The sequence below is a fragment of the Marinobacter sp. W-8 genome, assembly GCF_044342215.1.
Lineage (GTDB): Bacteria > Pseudomonadota > Gammaproteobacteria > Pseudomonadales > Oleiphilaceae > Marinobacter > Marinobacter nauticus.
In genome coordinates this window covers 159,498-179,412 of record NZ_CP172297.1, presented here as the reverse complement: position 1 = coordinate 179,412, position 19,915 = coordinate 159,498, and the positions used below count along the sequence as shown (strand labels likewise).

At 59.0% G+C, this 19,915-nt stretch carries 18 protein-coding genes; 7 read left to right on the top strand and 11 right to left on the bottom strand.

What is annotated here, in order from left to right:
- Entirely contained in the window at positions 1–2,853 is a 2,853-nt protein-coding gene (locus tag ACF8YQ_RS00755) for a DUF748 domain-containing protein (protein ID WP_396622313.1), read from the bottom strand.
- Between the two features lie 178 nt (positions 2,854–3,031).
- On the opposite strand from ACF8YQ_RS00755, the gene pdxH reads away from it, so the two are divergent.
- From pdxH to ACF8YQ_RS00730, 5 genes are read left to right on the top strand one after another with little or no spacing between them, the layout of a single operon-like run.
- Positions 3,032–3,667, top strand: a complete 636-nt coding sequence (gene pdxH / locus ACF8YQ_RS00750; protein ID WP_011783735.1) for a pyridoxamine 5'-phosphate oxidase — start codon at positions 3,032–3,034, stop codon at positions 3,665–3,667.
- A complete protein-coding gene (locus tag ACF8YQ_RS00745) occupies positions 3,636–4,400 on the top strand; it encodes a 4'-phosphopantetheinyl transferase family protein (protein ID WP_396622312.1) in 765 nt (254 codons plus the stop codon). Before pdxH ends, ACF8YQ_RS00745 begins: the two co-directional genes overlap by 32 nt.
- Before the next feature lie 10 nt (positions 4,401–4,410).
- Positions 4,411–4,995 carry a DNA-3-methyladenine glycosylase I gene (locus ACF8YQ_RS00740; RefSeq protein ID WP_396622311.1) on the top strand — a complete coding sequence of 195 codons (585 nt, stop codon included), beginning with the start codon at positions 4,411–4,413 and terminating at the stop codon, positions 4,993–4,995.
- Positions 4,996–5,052: 57 nt separating this feature from the next.
- Positions 5,053–5,358 carry a DUF6482 family protein gene (locus tag ACF8YQ_RS00735; RefSeq protein WP_023011984.1) on the top strand — a complete coding sequence of 102 codons (306 nt, stop codon included), beginning with the start codon at positions 5,053–5,055 and terminating at the stop codon, positions 5,356–5,358.
- Entirely contained in the window at positions 5,355–5,810 is a 456-nt protein-coding gene (locus ACF8YQ_RS00730; protein WP_011783731.1) for a DUF3429 domain-containing protein, read from the top strand. The genes ACF8YQ_RS00735 and ACF8YQ_RS00730 overlap by 4 nt, the downstream gene beginning before the upstream one ends.
- Before the next feature lies 1 nt (position 5,811).
- Here the strand turns inward: ACF8YQ_RS00730 and ACF8YQ_RS00725 are convergent, their stop codons facing one another.
- The 8 genes from ACF8YQ_RS00725 to ACF8YQ_RS00690 form a co-directional block, all read right to left on the bottom strand.
- Positions 5,812–6,804 carry an RNA polymerase sigma factor RpoD/SigA gene (locus ACF8YQ_RS00725; protein ID WP_396622310.1) on the bottom strand — a complete coding sequence of 331 codons (993 nt, stop codon included), beginning with the start codon at positions 6,802–6,804 and terminating at the stop codon, positions 5,812–5,814.
- A gap of 238 nt (positions 6,805–7,042) precedes the next feature.
- Complete coding sequence (locus ACF8YQ_RS00720; protein WP_023011982.1) at positions 7,043–8,500, bottom strand: aspartate kinase; 1,458 nt, start codon at positions 8,498–8,500, stop codon at positions 7,043–7,045.
- 50 nt (positions 8,501–8,550) lie between these two features.
- Positions 8,551–9,819, bottom strand: a complete 1,269-nt coding sequence (ectB, locus tag ACF8YQ_RS00715; RefSeq protein WP_396622309.1) for a diaminobutyrate--2-oxoglutarate transaminase — start codon at positions 9,817–9,819, stop codon at positions 8,551–8,553.
- Positions 9,820–10,000: 181 nt separating this feature from the next.
- Complete coding sequence (ectA, locus tag ACF8YQ_RS00710; RefSeq protein WP_011783727.1) at positions 10,001–10,516, bottom strand: diaminobutyrate acetyltransferase; 516 nt, start codon at positions 10,514–10,516, stop codon at positions 10,001–10,003.
- Between the two features lie 506 nt (positions 10,517–11,022).
- Positions 11,023–11,994, bottom strand: a complete 972-nt coding sequence (locus tag ACF8YQ_RS00705) for a radical SAM protein (RefSeq protein WP_396622308.1) — start codon at positions 11,992–11,994, stop codon at positions 11,023–11,025.
- Positions 11,981–14,170: an FAD-dependent oxidoreductase gene (locus tag ACF8YQ_RS00700; RefSeq protein WP_396622307.1), complete on the bottom strand. Its 2,190-nt coding sequence runs from the start codon at positions 14,168–14,170 to the stop codon at positions 11,981–11,983. The genes ACF8YQ_RS00705 and ACF8YQ_RS00700 overlap by 14 nt, the downstream gene beginning before the upstream one ends.
- Before the next feature lie 223 nt (positions 14,171–14,393).
- Complete coding sequence (locus ACF8YQ_RS00695; protein WP_396622306.1) at positions 14,394–15,245, bottom strand: UDP-2,3-diacylglucosamine diphosphatase; 852 nt, start codon at positions 15,243–15,245, stop codon at positions 14,394–14,396.
- A 133-nt stretch (positions 15,246–15,378) separates the two neighbouring features.
- Positions 15,379–16,005: a YbhB/YbcL family Raf kinase inhibitor-like protein gene (locus tag ACF8YQ_RS00690; RefSeq protein WP_396622305.1), complete on the bottom strand. Its 627-nt coding sequence runs from the start codon at positions 16,003–16,005 to the stop codon at positions 15,379–15,381.
- 248 nt (positions 16,006–16,253) lie between these two features.
- Between ACF8YQ_RS00690 and ACF8YQ_RS00685 the strand changes: the two genes are divergently transcribed.
- On the top strand, positions 16,254–17,564 hold the full coding sequence (locus tag ACF8YQ_RS00685; protein ID WP_396622304.1) for an NAD(P)/FAD-dependent oxidoreductase: 1,311 nt from the start codon (positions 16,254–16,256) through the stop codon (positions 17,562–17,564).
- 1 nt (position 17,565) lies between these two features.
- On the opposite strand, the gene ACF8YQ_RS00680 is transcribed toward ACF8YQ_RS00685, so the two are convergent.
- Positions 17,566–18,366: a DODA-type extradiol aromatic ring-opening family dioxygenase gene (locus tag ACF8YQ_RS00680; protein ID WP_396622303.1), complete on the bottom strand. Its 801-nt coding sequence runs from the start codon at positions 18,364–18,366 to the stop codon at positions 17,566–17,568.
- Between the two features lie 15 nt (positions 18,367–18,381).
- A complete protein-coding gene (locus tag ACF8YQ_RS00675; protein ID WP_396622302.1) occupies positions 18,382–18,825 on the bottom strand; it encodes a DoxX family protein in 444 nt (147 codons plus the stop codon).
- Positions 18,826–18,990: 165 nt separating this feature from the next.
- On the opposite strand from ACF8YQ_RS00675, the gene ACF8YQ_RS00670 reads away from it, so the two are divergent.
- Positions 18,991–19,899, top strand: coding sequence for a LysR family transcriptional regulator (locus ACF8YQ_RS00670; RefSeq protein WP_114434384.1), 909 nt, complete (start codon positions 18,991–18,993; stop codon positions 19,897–19,899).
- Positions 19,900–19,915 lie beyond the last annotated feature (16 nt).

Genomic DNA, 19,915 nt, shown 5'->3' with positions numbered 1-19,915 from the left:
TCAACGAACGTCCAGGGTAAACCGGACCATCACGTTGCCCTGGTCATCTACCGGCGCATCACGGGCCGGATCCAGCAGGAACAGCTGGCTGTCCGACACCTCATGCGTCGCCGTCAGCACCTGACGAACCGTTACCCCTCGCTCCGAGGCCAGGCTTCCAAGCGCTTCCGGGGGCAGGCTGCGCTCGCCATCGCGCCAGGCCTGCTGCGCCTGCTCCCAGGCTTCGCCGGTAACAGCCTCACCGCGGGCCTGCATCTGCGCCTTCAGCAATGCCAGGGCATCGGCCTCAGGGGCAACAGCACCACGGATATTGAGCAGAAGCTCCGGGCGCTCCCTTAACGCCTGGGCCAGCGCGGACAGTTTCTCAGCCTCGTTATCCGCCAGTTGCACACTACCGGGGACAAAGCTGACCTGGCCCAGCTCTTCGCTGCTGAAGCCTGCCATTTCCGCCAGCGAGCCCAGCATACTGAACGGTGAGGCGGCCGCTTTCACCAACAGGTTCACGAACGCCCGCATGACAATCTGGCCAACGCTGAATTCGGGGTCTGACATGTCGCCCTGAATGGGCAAATTCACCTCGATAACACCGTCACGATCTGTGAGCAGAGCCAGACCCAGCTTGACCGGGGCGTTAATGGCCTGTTCGCTGGCCACCGCAGAGCCCAGTTGCATCCGGTCCAGGATCACTTCGTTGGACGCCTCAAGCCGGGTACCGGTTATCTGGTAATCCAGCGCCAGTTCCAGTTTGCCGCTGTCCACCGAATACCCCAGATAGCGACCGAAATAGGGCGACAGTACCGGCAACGCCATGTCTTTCATGGTGAGTTTCAGGTTGCTGGGCTCTTCGGTGCCCAGAGCGCCCAGGGTTCCGTCAAAACGAACCGGTGCCACCCCGGCCAGCTGGCCGCTGATCGCCACCCGCCCCTGTTGCGGAGGGACATTGCTGATGCCGGTCACCGATCCCGTAAGTTCCTGGAACCCGGTACTGAAGGGCGGCTCCAGCGTGCGGTCGGTGTAGGCCATGGAACCTTGCTCCACGACCAGTTCGCCAATGCGGAAAATAAAGCCTGGCTCCGAAGCTTCCGACGACGCCGTTGGGCTGGTTTCTGCCTCGGAGGCCCCGCCATCCTGAATAATCTGCTGCAGATTGTGCAGGCCGTCGGCGGCCCGGATGACGTTAACCGCCGGGCTGTTCAGGGTCACGGTGCCGATTTCCAGCCGGGCGGGATTAAGGTTGAACTCCACCGGGGCCAGGCGCAGCAACTCCCAGGACACCAGCTCCCCGCCATCGCCCGGTAGCCGCGTGGCCAACCCGGCAATTTCAGCGGTGCCACTGAAGGTGCCGGTCAGGGGTTCATCCTGGCCATCCAGGTCCAGATTGCCATCGAAACCCAGACGGCCATCCACCAGCTCCAGGTTTGCGGCATCAGCAACATAGGGCTGGATAACGGGCAACAGGATGTCGCTGCCGGACAAGGCGCCCTCAAAGGTAAACGGCGCTGGAGTCAGTTGGCCCATGGCGGTCACCCGGCCACCGGAGCCGAGTTCTGCGGAAATATCGTAGGAAACCGGTTCATCCAGGCGGTGGGAGAGACCACCCATGGTAATGGCCAGATTATTGACGGCAATCTCGGCGTCTGTTTCCGGCACCTGATCCCGCCAGCGAACCTGACCGCCGGACAACTCGACACCCTGGACCGACCAGCGGAATGGCTCGCCCGAATCAGACGCCGGCTCCGAGGTTTCGGATTGATCGGTTCCGGCCGTTGCCAGAGACGCCTGCCAATCCACCTCCCCCTTGGCATTGCGGGTGGCGGCCAGCGACGGTTGCTGGATCGACACCATGCCAACGGTTGCCTCCCGGGCCGTCAGGTCGAAGCCAATGCCCTGAATGGCAACGGCTTCCGTAGCCAGGGCTGGCTGCTCATCGGAGGGCGAAAGCGCCAGTGCCAGTTGCTTGATAGTGAGGTTGCCACCGGAGGTGATCAGTTCAAAGTGATCGCCACCGGCCAGTTCATAACGGGATTCCAGGGTCACGGTACCATCGCGCAGCTGCCACGGCAGATAGGGCGCCAGGAAGTGGGCGAGGGTATCGTGACGAAGCCCTGAAAGCCGGAGCCGGCCTGCGGAGTACAGCGGGGTAACGCTCAGATCCCCCTCCCATTCAATCACCTGCTCACCCAGAGCAGCCATCACGGAATACTGACTGTCGCTGCCATCCCGGGGCCAGGTGGCCAGATCGTTCAGGGTAAGATCCAGCGGCGCAACCCGAAACTCGGCAGGGTCGCCACCCTGGGAGAAGTCACGGAACAGCAGCTCACCACCATCAATGGTCACCTGCTGGAAATACAGCCTGGGCGGATGACTCGACTCAGCGGTTTCAGGCTGGGTCGTGTCCTCTTTCTCGGGATTGGCACTGCGCCAGTCCCGGACAAAATTGATGTCATGGTCCTGCAGCAAATCCAGGCGAACGTCCGGCTCCACCAGACGGATTTCCTCAAACCCGATGATACCGCGGAGCAAACTGAGGAAACTGAGATTCACCCGCAGGTGATCAAACGACGTCACCGGCTCCCCAGTCGTATCCTTTGCAGAAAAGGCGTCTGCTTCCAGGCTGAAGGCAAAGGGATTGAACCGGACGTTCTCCACCTCGGCCTGCCAGCCCATGCGCTGGTCCATCTGTTCCGGCAACGACCGCTCCAGCCACCAGGGCAGAACCAGGAAGCCGGCCAGGGCATACAGACCCAACAACACGCCCAATGCGATCAACAGGTTCCTGACCAGATGGCTCTTCCGGCGACTCACTACCCGCTGGCTTGCTACCTGGCTGTTCTCTGCCTCTTTCTCTGCCACAAGACTCTCCCTTTATCTACCCACGGCGCCGCGGCCGGCCATGGTGCAAGCATAGCGCCCGTGCGCGGTGTTTGTCAGCGAATTCACCCGACCAGACACGAAACCTGACAGCGACCACCGAACCCGATATGCTCCGCTGACGTATGACTCCCTGTGTTGATCAACGGAGACGAGCAGTATGGATATCGGCGATATGCGTCGGGATTTCGAAAGCGAAGGACTGGATCGGGAACACCTGAACGAGGATCCGGTACAGCAGTTCCAGACCTGGTTCGAGGATGCCAGAACGGCGGGCATTCTGGAGCCCAATGCCATGTCACTGGCCACCACCGGTGCCGACGGCATGCCCGATCTCAGAACCGTGCTACTGAAGTATTTCGACAGCCAGGGTTTTGTGTTCTACACCAACTACGGCAGCCGCAAGGCTCAGGAGCTGCAGGAGAATCCCCGGGCGGCACTGCTGTTCCCGTGGATCGGCCTGAACCGGCAGGTGCGTATTCAGGGTGCGGTCGAAAAGGTCAGCAAGGCGGAATCCCTGCGCTACTTTTCGTCCCGGCCCCGGGGCAGCCAGATTGGCGCCTGGGTTTCAGAGCAGAGCCAGGTCATTACGTCCCGAGGCCTGCTGGAGCAAAAAGTTGCGGAGATGAAGCGCAAATTCAGTTCCGGAGAAATTCCGCTTCCCAGTTTCTGGGGCGGGTACCGGGTGGTTCCGGAGCGAATCGAATTCTGGCAGGGAAGGCCGAGCCGGCTTCACGATCGATTTGAGTACGTGAGAGAGGGCGATGGCTGGACAATCCAACGACTGCAACCCTGACCGGCCGGCAATCTGGCTATGCCACCAGATTAACCGGAACCTGTCTCAGGCTCCGGCCTGGATGACCGCCGATGAAGGCGAAACCCTGGCGCGCCTGGAAGGGCCCAGGCGCCAGGAATACCTGACCAGCCGCTGGCTGATCCGCCAGGCTCTGGCCCGGGCCAGTGGCGAGACTCCGGAAAGCTGTCGCCCGGTACCGGGACGGCCGGTTGCCTCGGCCAGCCCGCAGGGTTGGCACCTGTCCCTTAGCCACAGCCAGGGGCTGACTACCTGTGCCACCGGCCGGAGCGCCCTGGGGATTGATCTGGAACCGAGCCAGCGCCGGGCAGACTGGGCCAGAGTGACAACACGCTGGTTCACCGCCGTTGAACAGGAGTGGTTGCTAAGGGCGGACGATCCTTTCAGTTTCCTCAAGGTCTGGACTCTGAAAGAGGCCTGGCTCAAGGCGACCGGACGGGGCATCGCTGGCAACCTGCAGACTCTGGAAGTGCGCAAGAATTTCGAGCTGTACGGGGATCAGCCAGACCGACACTGGCAGGCCAGTTGTCTGTATGCCGAGGGCTTTCTGGTCACCCTGGTTTATCCCTGCGATGGCAGCCCGGATAACACCAGCCTCTGGCCGGAGATCACCTTGCTGGAACCACCGCCGGATGACTACAATCTGGAGCCGGCTCCCAGCCTCGACCCTACCTGGGAGCCACTGTTTCACCGGCTGATCAGAGCCCGACCCTAGCGAGGCCACCATGCCCCAGACCACCGGCCGTTGCCCCTGGTGCGGCACCGATCCACTGTACGTGCACTACCACGATACTGTCTGGGGGCGCCCCGAATACGACGATCAGGCGCTGTTCGAGAAACTCTGCCTGGACGGACAGCAAGCCGGTCTAAGCTGGATTACCATCCTTCGCAAACAGGAAAGCTACCGGCAGGCCTACGCCGGATTTGATCCGGAGCAGATCGTCCGCTTTGATGATGAAGATATCGACCGCCTGCTGGCAGACCCGGGAATCATCCGGAATCGCCTGAAAGTCCATTCCATTATCCGCAATGCCCGAGGCTTCCTGGCTCTGCGGGATCAGGGCATCTCGTTTTCGGAGTTTCTCTGGCAATTCGTCGAGGGCCGGCCGATACAGAATCGGTGGCAGACACTGGCCGAGGTCCCCGTCACCACGCCGGAATCTGAAGCCATGTCCAAGGCCCTGAAGAAAGCAGGCTTTAATTTTGTGGGCCCCACCATCGTCTACGCCTTCATGCAGGCTACCGGCATGGTCAATGATCATCTGGTGTCCTGCCACGCCCACACGGAGTGCCGGCAACTGGCACAATGATCTTACCGGGCCGGTTGATCGTAAGTTCCCCTGACACATCATTTCGGGAGCTTCACGGTGCGCATTACCCTCGACGAACTCAAAAACCTGGAACAACCGGTGATCGACCTTCTGGAGATCCTCTCCCTGGAGGGCCAACAGTACATGGCTCGCCTGCATGGCCCTGGAGGCATGAAGGTACTGTCGGACCATAAAGGGCAGACCCGGCTGTTCCGCAGCGCCTGGCAGATTCAGGACACCCTATCTAGCTACACCATTCGCGAAACCCAGGTGGTGCATCCCTCGGCGTACCATGAAATGGTCGGGATGGCGCCGGCAGACATTGAACCCATGCGGATACAGGTACAGAGGCAGAAGTCGTGATTTCAGTTGCTCGCCTCGCGGTTCTCGTCGGCATTGCCGGCCTGATTCCATTCATTCTAGGCACCGCTGGCCTGTTTCTGATGCCAGCCAACAGCGTTGCTATTCTAGCGTGGTTCTATATCTACAGTGCCGGTATTCTCGCTTTTATGGGCGGAATCTACTGGACCATTGCCATGCAGCTGGAAAACCGCTCCTACCCGCAATCGCCCCTGGTGACCATGCTGCTGAGCCAGTTGTTCTTCGTTGCCGCCGGTATCGGACTGTTGCTGCAGACGCCGCAGAAAATCCCGCTCTACATCGTCGCGTTCCTGTTGCTGTATCTGGTAGACGCCCGCTGGATGCGAAGCTACTGGCCGGCCTGGTATCTGAAGATGCGATTGGTGCTGACCACCGTGGTACTGGCTTGCCAGCTAACGGTGGCCGGCTGGTTCTTCCTGCTGCACGGTGCCTGATTCAGGCACCGTCAGGATCGGTTCCGAACAGCGCCTGCAGTTTTCTCAGGGCTCCTTTCTCGATCTGGCGCACTCGCTCCCGGCTCAGGCCCATCTGCTCCGAGATGGTTTGTAGAGTCTCGGGTTCAATCAAGCCAAGCCCGTAACGCCGGGTCAGGATATCCCGCTCCCGGTCCGACAGTTCCCCCATCATGCGCTCCAGCCGAATCATCCGGTCCCGCGCCCGAAACGGCTGATCCGGGCGGGTATCGGCACCCGCATCGAGACTGTCGGCCAGGGTCACCGATCCGTCTTCAACCAGCGGAACATCGGTCGACACTTCCCTAGACGCCAGGGCTCTCAGTTCGCCAATCCTGGAGGGTGTGGCCTCCATTTCCCGAGCCAGCTCGGACTGGGTGGGCTCCCGGCCGAGGGATTGATGCAAACGCATGGATACCTTATGCAACTGGCGGATTTCCTCCACCACATTCTCCGGCGTATGCACCACACGCACACCCCGCTGCAGGCAGCGGCGCACTTCCTCGCTGATCCACCAGTAAGCGTAGGTGGAAAACCGGAAGCCCTTGCCGGGGTCGTAGCGCTCTACGGCCTTGATAAGCCCCACGTTGGCGTCCTGGATCAGGTCCGACATGGCAATGCCATGATGGCCGTAGCGGCGGGCGATATGTACCGCCAGCCTCAGATTGCTCTGAATCAGGCGGTGACGGCAGGCCAGGGCAAGGTGGTAAGCCCGGCGACAGCGGGCCGAAAAGGCACAGGCATCCCCGAGGCTACCCACCACATCCCGCAAGGTTTGTGGTGTATCCTCGGGTAATGCCAGTTCGGTATGAATCACCTTTAGCGACCGGATCAGCTTTCTGGCCAGACGCCGTTCATCGGTTTCGCTAAGGAGGTCATGCCGGGACGCATCCCTGAAATACAACCCGACCAGGGAATCCCTTTCACCATCGTTGGGCAGAGTCGGAAGCGGTCCCGGCCGGCTCTGTATCTGCATGGCTCGGTACCGGTTTGATATTTACAGGAAATACGCAGATCAGGCAGGCATGGATTCCCCTGCAAACAGCGGGAAACCGAAACACGGAAAGGCAGATATGACAGTGAGAGGAAGGGATCGGTCACGCCCGGCCATGAAACCTCACAGGTTGTGAGACGGCCGACCGGGCGCCCGATCTGGAGGCAAGACTCCTCCATTACCCACAGGCGAAGCGACCGGTTCCGCCTGTGGGTAATTCCTAGCTGGCGGTGGTTGATGCCGCCACGATGGCGTATTCGTGGTTATGGGGCTCAATCAGCGCCCCATGCAGGGCCACAATCGCCTGGTCGTATTTGTCTTCATCAATCACAAACTGGATATCCACCTGGCGCATGCACTGGTGGATCGCCAGCACGCTGATGTCCTTGTCAGCCAGTGATTTTACCGAACGGGCAAGAATACCCGGCACCTTCATGTCACTGCCAATGGCAGACACCAGGGCCACTTTGCGGGTACTGATTTCGGCATTGGGGAACTCTTCCTCCAGTGCCTTGACCACCCGCTTCACGTGCTTGAGCGTGGTATCCACGTAGTGAGTGATGGTATTGGCATTGGTGTCCTTGGACATGAACCGCACTTTGAAACGGCTCAGTACATCCAGGATACGGCGGTCGGAGCCCGGTTCGCCCTGCATGTCCTGATCGAACACCTCAATGGCAAACACGCCTTTGGCACCGGCCACGATCTCCACCTGGGGTTTTTCACTGACGTAGTCGCCAGTGATCAGCGTACCGGTATGCTCCGGCTCGAAGGTATTCATCACCCGCAGCGGAATCTCGTTCTGACGCAGACCTTTACCGGCCCGCGGGTGAATCGCTTCCATCCCCAGGTTAGCCAGTTGGTCGGCTACGTCGTAGTTGGTGCGCCCCAACGGAACCACCTTGTCTTCACCCACGATGTTCGGATCGGCAGAACTCAGATGGTATTCCTTATGGATGATTGCTTCCCGGGCATTGGTGATCACCGCCGTGCGGCTGAACGTCATCTCGCTGTAGCCCCGGTCAAAGGTACGCATCAGGCCTTCCTTGCACTGGGCATAACCGGTCACGATGGGCAGTTCCCGGCTCAGGTCGATGGCGTCGAAGGCCTGCTTGAGCTTTTCATCCAGCGGCAGTAATTCACTGTCGCGCCAGCCGGTCAGATCGACAAAGCGGGCGTTGATGCCTTCCTGCTGCAGCTTCAGGGCAGTATTGAATGCACTGTGGGCTTCACCGATCCCTGCCAGCATCTCCCGCACGGTGAGCAGGTGTTCTTCCAGCTGGAACTGGCCGTAGGAGCACAGCCGCTGCAGGTCGATCAGGCAGCCCCGGACACCCTCGATGCGATCAGTAATAAACTGGTCCGCCTGCTGCTTGAGCATCGGATCGGCAAACAGCTCACCGTTGATGTCCGTCAGCAGTTGAATCAGTTTGGTGAGGTCGTCGCCCCAGGCCCAGTCGGATTCGGCATCGGCAAACAGGGCATAGACCCCCGGCTCGCCGGTTTTCTTGTGTTCCAGCAGCTCGTTGGTCACGCCGCCGTAGGCAGAGACCACAAAAATCCGCTGGTAGAGGTCGCTCTTCTTGCGCTTGCCAATAATGATATTGTCGCGCACGGCCTCATAGTTACTCATGGAAGTACCGCCGATTTTCTCGACGGTATGTTGTGCCGTTGTCATGTCGTTGCCTTTGCTATCCTGCGGAATGTAAGTGTGGGATGGCGGGCGTCTTACGACGCCTCGCTAACACCTTCCTGCATGATCTCATCGACACTCTCGGCCAGGATTTTCACACCCAGGCGCAGATCATCTTCGCTGGTGGTCAGCGGCATCAGGCACTTGATCACCTCATCGTTCGGACCACTGGTCTCGATGATCAGACCGTGCTCAAACGCACGCTTGGTAATCGGCCCGGTCAGATCTGCATGCTTGGCCTCGATACCGCGCATCAGGCCCCGGCCTTTCATCTTGAACTCACCCGGATACTTGTCGCAGATGGCCTGCAGGGCATCACCCAGCACCTTGGTCTTGGCCTTCACTTCGTTGGCAAAGGTGTCGTCCTTCCAGTAGGTTTCAATGGCCGCACGGGCAGTGACAAACGCCATGTTGTTACCACGGAAGGTACCGTTGTGCTCACCGGATTCCCACACGTCCAGTTCCGGCTTGAACAGCACCAGTGCCATCGGCAGACCATAGCCGCTCAGGGACTTGGATACGGTCACAATGTCCGGCTTGATGCCGGCGAACTCAAAGCTGAAGAACTCGCCGGTACGGCCGTTGCCCGCCTGGATATCATCCACAATCAGCAGAATATCGTGCTTCTGGCACAGCTCGGACAGACCTTTGAGCCACTCGGCACGGGCGGCGTTCAGACCACCCTCACCCTGTACGGCTTCAACAATGACAGCGGCCGGCAGCTCAACACCGGAAGAGCTGTCTGACAACACCTTGTCCATGATGGCCAGAGTATCAACGTCTTCACCCAGGTAACCGTCGTAGAACATGAAGTCGACATGCCCCAGGGGTACGCCCACGCCACCACGGTGATGCTCGTTACCGGTGGCCGCTACCGCACCGGTAGTGACACCGTGGAAACCGTTGGTGAAGGAAATGATGTTGGTACGGCCTTTCACCTTACGGGCCAGCTTCATGGCCGCTTCCACACAGTTGGTACCGGTGGGGCCAGTGAACTGCATCTTGTAGTCCAGACCACGGGGATCAAGGATGTGCTTTTTGTAAGACTCCATGAAGTCGTGCTTGGCGGTGGTGAACAGGTCCAGGCCCTGGCTCACGCCGTCCGCTTCGATGTATTCAAGCAGCGCTTTCTTCAGGATGTCGTTGTTGTGGCCGTAGTTCAGGGAACCAGCACCGGCCAGAAAGTCCAGGTATTCCTTGCCATCTTCGGTGTAGAGGTGCGCGTTCTTGGCGCGGTTGAAAATCACCGGAAAAGCACGGGAATAAACGCGAACTTCAGATTCAGTAGACTTGAAAATTTCCATTGTCTTGCCTCTTAGCATGTCAGGTTCGAGGTAAATGCGCGGTGGCCTGCTGGTAAAACGTGTCGGTCGCAACAGACCCGCCGAGCGTTGCTTTAAGCCGAATGGCAGGCCCACCCCGGGCGGCCTGCCGGCTACTACAATCTCGTCAGTGGTTCACGCCTGAAGGCGTGAACACAGGCTCTCAGACAGGGTTCGTGAAAGGCCCGATGCGCAGCAGGAATTCGGAATCGTGCTTGCCGCCAAAATGGGTCTCTTTCTCGAAATGCTCGTGGTAGGTGAGCTCGGCTCCCAGATCACGGGCGAAAGAGCGGAACAGCGCCCAGGAGGCCTCGTTGTCTTCGGTAATCGTGGTTTCCAGGTGCGTGACATTGCTGCACGCGTCCCGGCCAACGATTTCCTTCAGCATCCGCTTGGCGAGGCCCTGTCCACGACCTTTCTCGTGAACCGCCACCTGCCAGACAAACACGGTCTCGGGCTGTTGGGGAGGGATGTATCCGGAGATAAAGCCGACCAGATCGCCTTCCTTCTCCGCGGCCACGCCGGTCTCGGCAAAGTGGCTGCACTGCAACAGGTTGCAGTAAATCGAGTTGGGGTCCAGCGGTGGGCATTCCGCAACCAGCTGGTGAAGCCTGTAGCCATCATCCTTCGTGGGTTTGCGCAGGGTGATGGCGGTGGTATTCGATCCTTCTGATGTCATAACGTGATCAATTCGCTGCCAAAAGTTAGTGTTGAATTATATAGACCACAAAATATATTTCAAGTCGATGGAAAACCGCCCCAGAAGCGCCCGCATCGACAACTCTGAAAATAATAGACCTGATTGAAACATCTGCCAGTGACAATGGCATTAAATCTTGGAAGGGAATACAAGCCACGCATGACGCCATACTGGCTGCGACACAGAGGGCTTCAAGGGCATCTGTGTATCCTCGCCCCTACCGTAAAAAACACGTAGACCAACCTTCAACACCGCCAACAACTACTTTCAACACTAAAAACCTAGCCCTCAACAACGCCGTTTTAACCAGCAGGCAACCACCTTGTCAGAGCGGAATCTTTAGGCCTCCAAACATACGAACTCACCGACAAGAGACGGTATCATCGCCATACTCGTAATGAACAAAGGCTATCAGCAAAGGCGATTGCTCCATCACCTCGTGCAGGATGAACCCCGCCGTTGTCTTTATTGCGCAAACAGGGCAATCATTCAGGTGCGGAACAACTCGCCCCAAAGCGGTAACAGGAAAAACACCGGTGATGCCGCAACATAATGCGCTCATCCATACTCTCCGCCAGCGTGCCCCCGAGGTCATACTGAGGGTCATCGTCCACCAGCGTGCACGCAAACACCCGAACCTGATCACCTTTCTTCACCAGCATGCGCGTGTATGTGCACATGAAGTGCGCCCGGGATTCCCGGGTGGGGTACTTTTCCATACAGGCTTCGGTAATCTCCGGGCTGCCATCTTCCGAACCGGGCGTACCCAGATTCGGAAAGGCGGTAAACGCCAGGTTCTCCGGAATGCCCCTCTCCCGGAAGATCTCACGGAATGCGGCTTCCACCTCGGACGGGATTTCCTCCGGATCCGTCTGGCGGGCAATGGACACCTTGAAGCCCTGTTCGATCAGCCAACGGATGCCCTGCAAGGCCTCATCAAAGCTGCCCTCGCCGCGGTCCTTGTCGTGCCGGACGCGGTCGGGAAAATCCAGGCTCACCCGGAAGTGGATCGGATAGGGGTTATCCAATAAGGGCAGCACCTGGTGCTGGCGCCTGTGCAGCGGCTCAGTGGCGTTGGTGAGCACAAAGCAGGGGCGGTACTGGCTCGCGTAGTCCAGGATATTGACGAAATCCCGGATCACGAAGGGCTCACCACCGGTGAAGGAAAACTGCTCCACGCCCATGTCAATGGCTTCGTGGATAAACGGCTTCACGTCAATGAGCTTCATGCCCGGGATGCGGCCATCACCGGGGTGGGAACCCTCCAGGCAAAACGGGCAGGCCAGGTTGCAGGCGGTACCGGTGTGGATCCACAGCTCTTTTAGTCTGTCGGCATCGATGTATCCCCGGGGATCACCGTTGCGGGTGTGGGTCCAGCTATCACGGGCGCGGGGTTCCAGGACTTCCACGGCCGGAATGCGTTTTCCGCGGGCCGGTCTGGTTTCAGTCAGGGGCATAGATGCTCCTCGATGTATTCGTGTTTTTCCCACGGCGCCAGCCGTGCAGTTTCTCCAGCAGCTTCAGGATGCCCTCGGGGGCATGAGCGCGCTTCCATTCACCGGCTGCGTATTTGGCCGACTCATTCCAGGTCGGGTACGGGTGAATGGTGCCCAGGATCTTGTTCAGCCCCAGGCCGTGTTTCATGGCCAGGGTGAATTCGGCCAGGATTTCCCCGGCGTGGCTGCCAACCACAACGGCGCCCAGGATCTTGTCCTTGCCCGGCGGGGTAAGCACCTTGATAAAGCCATGATCCTCACTCTCGGCAATGGCCCGGTCCAGGTCGTCCAGGCCGTAACGAGTAACCTCGTAGGCCACGCCCTTTGCCTTTGCCTCAGCCTCACTCAACCCAACTCTGGCCACTTCCGGCGAGGTAAAGGTGACCCAAGGCATTACCCGGTAATCCACCTTGAAGCGCCTGAACTGCCCGAACAGTCCGTTAACAGCCGCGTACCAGGCCTGGTGGGCCGCAGCGTGAGTGAACTGGTACGGGCCGGCCACATCGCCACAGGCAAATACATTCGGGTACCTCAGGCTCATGTCCTCTTCCACCGGTACCGTTCCATTTGGCAGGGTTTCCACACCAATACGCTCCAGATTCAGGCCGGCGGTGTTGGCTGCGCGGCCAACCGCCACGAGAACCTGATCGAAAGGAATGCGTACCCGCTCACCTTCATGCTTACAGTAGGCAACCTTCTCTCCTTCCTCTATACGAAACTCGGCGGCAGAATGTTTCAACCGAACGTCCACGCCGTCTGCCCGAAACTGCTTCAGCACCAGTTCAGAGACATCGGCATCCTCTTTCGCCAGCAGGCGCTCACCCATTTCCACCTGCGTCACCTGACTACCCAACCGCGCAAACGCATGAGCCAGTTCCGAGCCAATCGGGCCACCACCGAGCACCAGCAGCCGCTCGGGTAGCTCCTCCAGCTGCCACAGGTTGTCCGAGGTCAGCGGCTCCATGTCTTCCAGACCAGGAATTGTAGGTACCGCCGGCTTGCCACCGGTGGCAACGACGATGCTGCGGGCGGTGAGGCGCTCGGAGCGGCCATCGTTGTGCCTTACTTCCAGTTCCCAGGGCGACACAAAGCTGGCTTCACCGGCAATGCAGTCAACACCCAGTTTTCGATAACGCTCGGGAGAATCGTGGGGCTCAACTTTCGCAATCACCTCCCTGACCCGGTTCATGATGTTTTTGAACGAGCCTTTGACCGGCACCGATTCCAGCCCGTACCGATTGGCATGGCGCAGCGTATCCGCCGCCCTGGCGCTACGAATCAAGGCTTTGGAGGGGACACAGCCGGTATTGAGGCAATCGCCGCCCATCTTGTGCTTCTCAATCAGCGCCACCTTGGCTTTCACGGCGGCGGCGATATAGGCCGACACCAACCCGGCAGAACCGCCACCGATGACCAGCAGGTTGTAGTCAAAATGCTCAGGCTTCTGCCAGCCGGCATACACCTTGCGCCGGCGAATTAAGCCCACTACAAACTTGGCAATCAGCGGGAACGTCGCCAGTAGTGCGAAAGACAGCACCAGGTTAGCCGAGAATATGTCATCGGTAGATTGGATCTGACCCAGTTGGGTACCCGCATTCACATAGACAAAGGTCCCGGGCAACATGGCAATCCAGCTCACCAGCGCATAGGTACGCAGCTTCATGGCCGTGAGGCCCATGGCCAGGTTAATCAGGAAGAACGGGAACACCGGCACCAGGCGCAGAGTTGCCAGGTAGAACGCCCCATCTTTTTCAATGCCCCGGTCCATTTTCGCTACGATTTCCCCGTAGCGCTTGCGCAGCGTGTCCCGCATGAGAAACCGGGCCACCAGGAAGGCCAGAGAGGCACCGATGGTTGAAGCAATGGAGACGGCAGCCAGGCCATAAAGATTTCCGAAGAAAGCGCCGCCCGCTAGGGTCATGATCGTAGCGCCGGGCAGGGACAGGGCTGTTACTGCCACATAGATCAATGCATAGCCCGTTACGGCTAGCACCAGGTTGCGGTCAATCCACTGTTCGATTGCACCCTGATGGGACTGCAGATTTTCCAGGGTAAGCAGTTTATGCCCGTCGAAACCCAGGAAGATCCCTACGAGAGCGGCGATGGCCAGAAGAAGTAATAACTTGCTGCGATTCATATCCATGCCTGTGTGTGGTGTATAAACCATACGCTGTTATAGCAAAGACACGAACACACGCCGGATGTTGCAGCGTTAATAGATATTTTTTGCGCGACTGCTTCAGGGGACGATCTTTAGGCTCCGCTCCATGGCCTGGCGTAACCTGTCAGCCATGGAACTTAAACCGTTGGGCCAGGAGATGACGACCATTCTGGACGCGTATCGAGTCCGGAATTGAGGGTCACCTGGCCGGGCCGTTGATTTGCTCCAGAAACGCAGCCGGCAACGCATCGATCACAGGGCGGGCGTCACCGGCCAGCTCCGGGTTCGGCGCCTCCGGTTCCCGGCTCAGGGTAACCGGCGATTCAGACCAGTGCAGCAGCTCCAGCCGACCACTCTCCTGCTCCACCAGCGCAGTGCAATGCTCCACCCAGTCACCATCATTGCAATACAACCCATCCTCACTGCGCAGAAAGCCCGCCGAGTGGATATGGCCGCAGATAAAGCCGTGATAGTGGCCTTTCTCCGCCGCGGTCAGCGCCGCCAACTCGAAACGGCGGATAAAGGTTCTGGCCTTGCCAATCCGGCTTTTGATCCAGGCCGCCAGCGACCAGTAGGGCTTGCCCTGCAGCCTTCGCAGGGCGTTGAACCAGCGGTTCAGACGCAACAACAACCCATGGGCGCGGTCGCCGACCAGCAGCATCAAAGGGCTGCAGCGCACCACCTGGTCAAACTGGTCGCCGTGGCAGACCAGAAACTGACGACCATCGGCGGTGGTATGCACAGCCTTGTACTGCAATTCGATGCCGGAAAAGGTCTGGCCACAGAAACGCCGGAAAAATTCATCGTGATTGCCCGGGATGTACACCACCCGGGTTCCCGTTGCGGCCAGCTCCAGCAGCTTGTGGATAACCTGCCGGTGGCTGTCGGGAAAATGAGCCCGTCGCTGCATGGCAATCAGGTCGACGATGTCGCCCACCAGGTAAAGGGTCTGGCACTGAATGTTATTCAGGAAATCCAGCAGATAGTCCGCCTGGCAATCGGCGGTACCCAGATGGACGTCGGATATGAATACACTTCGATACTGTCGCATGGTGCCTCCGGTGAGAACAGGCCTGCTTTCAGGATCCTGACATCACCTTGGCAACACCCGGTGACACCGGGGTGACAGCACCAAGACAATTTGATGAAAGCGGAGCCGATGTGGCCGGCTCCGCTGGCTGCAACTACTTGCGAAGGGCGGGATTAAGCGTGTAGGTGCCGGTTACCCGGGCACTGGCCAGCACATGTCCGGCCATGGCCTGACGCACGTCGTTGCCGTCAAATTCACCCTCCAGGCCCAGGGTGTCTACATCCAGAGCATGCACTTCAAAGTGGTAGTGATGGATGATTTCATCATTCCAGGGCGGGCAGGGGCCGTCATAACCGGCATAGGTGCCGGCCATGTCCGGATTGCCGGCCAGAAACTGGGTGTAATTGTTCACACCACGGACACCAATCGGGCCAGGTCCATAATCCTTGCCCTTGGGACTGACACCGTCGCTGTCTTCACCTTCCGGGATCCGCTTTGTGCCAGCGGGAATATCCACCAGCAGCCAATGGAAGAAATCGACGCGTGGCAGGTCGGCCGGTACGGTCTTGCCTTCCTGATTGACGTCGTCGGCGACGCTGGGCACATCCGGGTCAAACATCATTACCACAAAGCTTTTGGTGCCCTCCGGTGCACCATCCCAGACCAGCTCCGGATTCCGGTTGGGACCAAAACTCATGTGGTCCTGCTCACTGAACACACCGAAGGCAAACTTTTCCGGTACCGGCTGGCCTTCCTCAACACCTCGAACCTGCAGTTTCACGTCGCTTTCTCCTGTCTGTTCTTCAAGTGGATGAGAAGTTTGTAGCAGCGCCAACGGCTCTGTGTCCAGCCCGACAATACCAACGATGGAGCCAATAGGTACTTGGGCTCAATTGTCTCGCTCCAACATCGGCGGTAGTATACGCCCCTGTATTAGCTCCCTAATCATAGACATTCAGGCCAGTGACGACAGCCAAGCGCTTTCATCCGAGAGCGTTTGGCTCTCATCACTTAAAGGTCTGAAACGTTATGGAAAACCTTCATCACATAGTCGTGGTCGGCGGCGGAGCCGGCGGTCTGGAACTGGTCACCAGTCTGGGCAACAAGCTTGGCAAAAAACGCAGAGCCCGTATTTCCCTGGTCGACGCCGGTCTTACCCATGTGTGGAAACCCCTGCTGCATGAGGTGGCCTCCGGCTCGCTGGACGCCAGCGCCAACGAAATCAATTACCGCGCCCATGCCCGCAAGCACCATTACGAGTTTCAGCTCGGCCGCATGAGCGGTCTGGACCGGGCCAATAAAGCGATCGTGATTGCCCCGTTCCGGGATGAAGAAGGCCAAGAAGTAGTGCCGGAACGGCGCCTTCATTACGACACCCTGGTGATTGCCGTTGGCAGCACCGCGAACGACTTCGGCACCCCCGGCGCACAGGACCACTGCCTGTTCCTGGACAGTCTGAAGCAGGCCCGCCGCTTTCATAACCTGATGCTCAACGCCTTCCTGCGCAAAAACCACGAAGCCCTTCAGGGCCAGCCCCATGCCCTGAACATCAGCATCATTGGTGCCGGAGCCACGGGCGTGGAACTGGCCGCCGAACTGAGACTGGCATCCCGCGAATTGCCCATCTACGGCATGAACCACCTCAAATCTTCCGATGTTTCCATCAGCGTGATCGAGGCGGCCGACCGCATATTGCCTGCGCTGCCCGGGCGCCTTTCCGCCGCAGCCACCCGGGAACTGGAACGCCAGAAGGTCAAGGTATTGACCGGACAACCTGTAAGCGAGGTGCGCGAGAACAGTCTGATCATGAAGGACGGCACTGAACTGCCCTCGGAAATGACCATCTGGGCCGCTGGCATCAAAGCACCGCCGTTCCTGGCGGAACTGGACGGCCTGGAGACCAATCGCGGCAATCAGCTGCTGGTGGAACAGACCCTGAAAACCACCAAAGATGCGGATATCTTCGCGTTTGGTGACTGCGCCGCCTGCCCGCAGCCGGAATCCGACCGGCCGGTGCCACCACGTGCCCAGGCCGCACACCAGCAGGCCGATGCCCTGTTCAAAACCCTCTGCAACCGGCTGGAAGGCAAAGAAGCCGTTCCCTTCGTGTACAACGACCATGGCTCACTGATCAACTTCAGCAAATACACCACCGTCGGCAACCTGATGGGTAACCTGTCCGGCCGCAGTATGTATATCGAAGGGAAAGTGGCCAGGCTGTTCTACGTGTCGCTGTACCGAATGCACCAGGTGGCCTTGCACGGTTTCCTGCGAACCGGCGTGATCTGGCTGATGGACAAGATCAGTCGGGCCATGCAGCCACGGTTGAAGCTGCACTGATTCAGCCCCAGTAAAACATCCCCGACTGTTTCCCGAGGATGGTTGCGGCAATGTGCCGGTCGCTGGCTTTGTTGGCGAGGCCATAGCACACGTGCAAGGGCAGGAGGTGCTCTTCCCGGGGGTGACAGAACCGGGCATGGGGCGCTTGCTCCCAATCTGTCAGGCGCTTCGCCCGCTCCCGCTCCGACAGGGAGCTGTCGCCGCAGGTCTGCTCTAGCCAGTCCTCAAAGGCCAGATTACGGGCCTGGATTTCCGGCGTCTGTGCAGCAAAGAAGGCCCGCATGTTGTGGAACGAGAAGCCGGAGCCAAGCACCAGCAGGTTATCGTAATCCAGTGCCCGCAATGCCCGGCCAATCGCAAGGTGCGTGCTGGCATCCAGAGTGTTGACCAGTGAGAGCTGAATGCAGGGAATCGTTGCCTCCGGATACATCAGTTTAAGCGGCACAAACAAGCCGTGATCAAAACCCCGCTGGTCATCCAGGCGGGCCTGGATACCAGCCTGATCCAGCGCCTGGGCGACCTGCTGCGCCAGCACCGGCTCACCCGGGCAGGGGTATTCGATCTTGTAGGCTTCCGAAGGAAAACCGTAATAATCGTAAATCAGCGACGGCGTAGTACCTGAGGTAATGGTCGGGATCGCCTCCTCCCAGTGGGCACTGATCACCAGTATCGCAGAGGGTTTGCGCAGGTCAGCCGCGAGCTCTGTTAACCGGTCCACCATATCCTGGTGCCCGGGATCTCCCAGCAGCGGCATGGGGCCGCCACCGTGGGAAACAAACAGTACATCGGTCGCTTTACTCATGGCGTTCTCCCCGGTTCAGCATTCTTTCTGTAACAGGTTATCGACAGCGAACCGGCCTGCGCCCTGAATCGCCAGAGCGACGGTGGCGGCAAACAGCGTGAGTGCATACTCGTAACCATTATTGGCCATAAACAAGCCATTACCGATATGCACCGCGAAAATGGCCACCAACATGGTGAAAGCCGCAACCACCGCCGCCGGACGTGTCAGTAGCCCGAGCACCAGTGCCAGACCGCCAAAGAATTCGGCACCACCTGCCAGCAAGGCCATCAGGTAGCCAGGCTCCAGGCCAATACTGGCCAGCCATTGTCCGGTACCTTCCAGCCCGTATCCGCCAAACCAGCCGAACAGTTTCTGGGCACCATGCGCGGCCAGGATCAGACCCACCGGAACCCTCAGTGCCAGTGCAGCAAAGCCACCATTGGATTGGAGTAATGCCTTTGTGAATTGAGCGTTCATAATCATCACCTCAAGTCTTTCTCTGATTGGTTTGTCCCGAAGCCCCGGCTTCAGGCTATGGGTTCACTTTACTATCACCAATCTCAAAGACTAAGATGACTCTTGTTGCTATATTATCGTCATTTTATTGATAATCATCAGCACAACTCCGATCAGGACACCGCTATGGATCGTATTGAAGCCATGCGCACCTTCGTGACAGTGGTCAACGAAGGCAGCTTCACCCGAGCCGCTGACCGCCTGGACACCTCGCCACAACTGGTCAGCAAATACGTGTCTCAACTGGAGACACACCTGGGCGTTCGGTTGCTGAACCGCACCACGCGCAGGCTCCACCTGACCGAAGCAGGCAGGCAATATTACCCGCGGGCCCAGCAGGTGCTCAGCGATATTGATGATCTGGAAAACCAGCTCGGCGACCTGCAAACCGAGGCCCAGGGCCTGCTGCGCATCAGTGCCCCGGTTTCTTTCGCCATTCGCCACATGCCGGCCCTGCTGACCGAGTTCCAGCGAATGCACCCCGCCGTGGGTATTGATCTGCAACTCAATGACCGGAAAGTCGACATAGTCGAGGAAGGCTTCGATATCGCGCTGCGCATCGGCCGCCTGCAAAGCTCTTCCCTGATCGCCAAGCGGGTGGCGCCGGTGCGGCTGGTGCTGTGTGCCTCTCCAGCTTATCTGGCACGATACGGCAGCCCCGGCAAACCGGAAGACCTCCGGGACCATCAGTACCTGCGCTACAGCTACATGGACCCGGATTCCAACCATCCCCCGCAGAAGTGGCTCCAGGACAACCGCAGTGACAACCTGCAGGGAATGGTCAGCAACAACGGCGACGTGCTTGTCGAGGCAGCCATTGCCGGGGCCGGGATTGCCCTGCAACCGACCTTTATCGCGGGCCCCGCCATTCAGGAAGGCAAGTTAATGATCGTCCTGCCGGAACATGAACCGGAGCCGCTGGGGCTATACGCCGTCTACGCTCACCGCCAGTTACTGGCAAGCAAGGTCCGCAGCTTCATCGACTTCATCGACGGCTATTTTGGTGATCCGCCCTATTGGGACAGGTTTGAGTAGTCGTGCTCAGGCATAC

Bases quoted from the DNA above. Each gene is read 5' to 3' on its own strand.
- ACF8YQ_RS00725 (WP_396622310.1), bottom strand. From the start codon at position 6,804: ATGCAGATACAGAGCCGGCCGGGACCGCTTCCGACTCTGCCCAACGAT.
- ACF8YQ_RS00685 (WP_396622304.1), top strand. From the start codon at position 16,254: ATGGAAAACCTTCATCACATAGTCGTGGTCGGCGGCGGAGCCGGCGGT.
- pdxH (WP_011783735.1), top strand. From the start codon at position 3,032: ATGGATATCGGCGATATGCGTCGGGATTTCGAAAGCGAAGGACTGGAT.
- ACF8YQ_RS00700 (WP_396622307.1), bottom strand. From the start codon at position 14,170: ATGAATCGCAGCAAGTTATTACTTCTTCTGGCCATCGCCGCTCTCGTA.
- ACF8YQ_RS00670 (WP_114434384.1), top strand. From the start codon at position 18,991: ATGGATCGTATTGAAGCCATGCGCACCTTCGTGACAGTGGTCAACGAA.
- ACF8YQ_RS00680 (WP_396622303.1), bottom strand. From the start codon at position 18,366: ATGAGTAAAGCGACCGATGTACTGTTTGTTTCCCACGGTGGCGGCCCC.
- ACF8YQ_RS00720 (WP_023011982.1), bottom strand. From the start codon at position 8,500: ATGACAACGGCACAACATACCGTCGAGAAAATCGGCGGTACTTCCATG.
- ACF8YQ_RS00695 (WP_396622306.1), bottom strand. From the start codon at position 15,245: ATGCGACAGTATCGAAGTGTATTCATATCCGACGTCCATCTGGGTACC.
- ACF8YQ_RS00740 (WP_396622311.1), top strand. From the start codon at position 4,411: ATGCCCCAGACCACCGGCCGTTGCCCCTGGTGCGGCACCGATCCACTG.
- ectA (WP_011783727.1), bottom strand. From the start codon at position 10,516: ATGACATCAGAAGGATCGAATACCACCGCCATCACCCTGCGCAAACCC.
- ACF8YQ_RS00745 (WP_396622312.1), top strand. From the start codon at position 3,636: ATGGCTGGACAATCCAACGACTGCAACCCTGACCGGCCGGCAATCTGG.
- ectB (WP_396622309.1), bottom strand. From the start codon at position 9,819: ATGGAAATTTTCAAGTCTACTGAATCTGAAGTTCGCGTTTATTCCCGT.
- ACF8YQ_RS00705 (WP_396622308.1), bottom strand. From the start codon at position 11,994: ATGCCCCTGACTGAAACCAGACCGGCCCGCGGAAAACGCATTCCGGCC.
- ACF8YQ_RS00675 (WP_396622302.1), bottom strand. From the start codon at position 18,825: ATGAACGCTCAATTCACAAAGGCATTACTCCAATCCAATGGTGGCTTT.